Raw genomic sequence first — 1835 nt, 5'->3', positions numbered from 1 at the left:
CGTATATCTTTACACATAAACAAATATCGGCGCTTTTCAAGGCAAGCGATGGCATGGTCATGTCTTATAACAATATGGAGAGCAAGATGTTTTGCATTCCTGCCCTGTTAAGGACTCTATACGGTACAGGTATGCGTATCGGTGAGGCTTGTTCACTGGTGAATCAGGATGTAGACCTGAAGAATGCACAGATTCTGACACGAAAGACGAAGAACCAACAGCAGCGTATCGTTCCTATCTGTCAATCGTTGGCTACCGTACTGGAACAGTATAGGCAGTATCGTGATAGAATAGCAATTCCTGGAATTTCACTACCTAATGCACATTTCTTTGTCGCTCCGAATGGGCGAAGCCTAAGCCCAGGCAATATGCATGACTGGTTCCGCAAACTTTTGAAAACATGCGGCATACCATTCATTGGAGGCAACCACGGGCCGAGGGTACATGACCTCCGCCATACGTTTGCCGTCCACTCGCTCATGCAGCAGGTGAGGGCTGGCGCTGATATTTATTGCGCATTACCCATCCTGTCTGTATATCTGGGACACAAGACCTTGTCAGGAACAGAGAGATATGTCCGTCTGACACAGGAGATGTTCCCTGACATCATCAATCTGGAAGAGTCCGTTTCTTCTTACGTGTTTCCGTCAATGCCCTTAATGAAGAGAGACGATGAGTGACAACAGTTTCGCAAGGCACCTGACAGCCTTTTTCACAGAATATCTTGCCAGTGAACGGGGATTCAGCCACAATACGATAAGGTCGTACAGCAACACCTTTGTATCCTTTCTGTCCTATATGGAATCTGCCTGCCATGTCAAACCGGAGAGGATGGAACTGAAATACGTCAACAGGAGTAACGTGCTCTCGTTCCTAGACTGGCTTCAGGACAACAACGGGATTAAAGACACAACCCGAAACCAACGGCTGGCGGCCATCCATGCCTTCTGTCGCTATATGCAATATGAGGATGTTGCCCATCTTGAGCAGTGGCAGCAGGTCTTGTCCATCAAGATAAAAAAAACAGTCAGGCACAGCGTTAATTACCTTTCCCTTGAAGGAATCAGACTGCTTTTGTCGCAAATACCACATGACACGAAATCAGGCAGGCGTGACCTTGCAATCATATCGTTACTTTATGAAAGCGGGGCACGTGTACAAGAACTGATAGACCTCACTCCGCAAGATTTGCACTTGGACAGTCCCTGCTATGTTACTCTTTATGGAAAAGGAAGGAAGAAACGCCTTGTGCCGATACAGAATCCGCAAGTGGCCATCATCAGATCATACATAGCAGAGAACAGGCTTGACCTACAGTCCGCTAACTGTAGACCGCTTTTTCAGAACAACCGGGGCGGCAAGCTTACCGGGGCAGGTATCACGTTTATACTTGGGCGACATGTGGCTAACGCTAGGATAGTCAACCCTGAGTTGATTCCCAAAAGAATTACACCACATTGTTTGCGGCACAGTAAAGCCATGCATCTATTACAGGCAGGAGTGAATCTTGTGTACATAAGGGATATACTTGGTCATGTGTCCATACAGACAACGGAAGTATATGCAAGGGCAGACTCTAAGCAGAAAAGAGAAGCACTTGAGGCGGCATATACCGAAGTCCTGCCTGCTTTGGGAGAAGAAAAGACATCGTGGGAGAGGGACTCCGAACTGAGGTCTTGGCTGAAAAGCCTTGGCAAGTAACAACAAATATTATCCAAAGTAGTTTTCAAAAGTAACCGCTATGACTTGTTAATTTATAGAATCAGTTGAGGACTTACTTTGGATAACATTTTACTTTGGATAAGAGTAATTATCATTAGTTCTGATAAACTATC

General features: G+C 45.8%; 2 protein-coding genes. Both read left to right on the top strand.

Annotated features, from left to right (window positions below; genetic code table 11):
• Positions 1–680: tyrosine-type recombinase/integrase (locus tag L888_RS0111090; protein WP_027952937.1), on the top strand; the 680-nt coding region annotated here is incomplete at its 5' end.
• A complete protein-coding gene (locus L888_RS0111085) occupies positions 673–1701 on the top strand; it encodes a site-specific integrase (protein WP_027952936.1) in 1029 nt (342 codons plus the stop codon). The genes L888_RS0111090 and L888_RS0111085, both read left to right, overlap by 8 nt.
• The last annotated feature ends 134 nt before the right edge of the window (positions 1702–1835 follow it).

The sequence above is a fragment of the Hallella seregens ATCC 51272 genome (assembly GCF_000518545.1).
Taxonomy (GTDB): domain Bacteria; phylum Bacteroidota; class Bacteroidia; order Bacteroidales; family Bacteroidaceae; genus Prevotella; species Prevotella seregens.
This window is presented reverse-complemented; position numbering and strand designations above follow the sequence as displayed.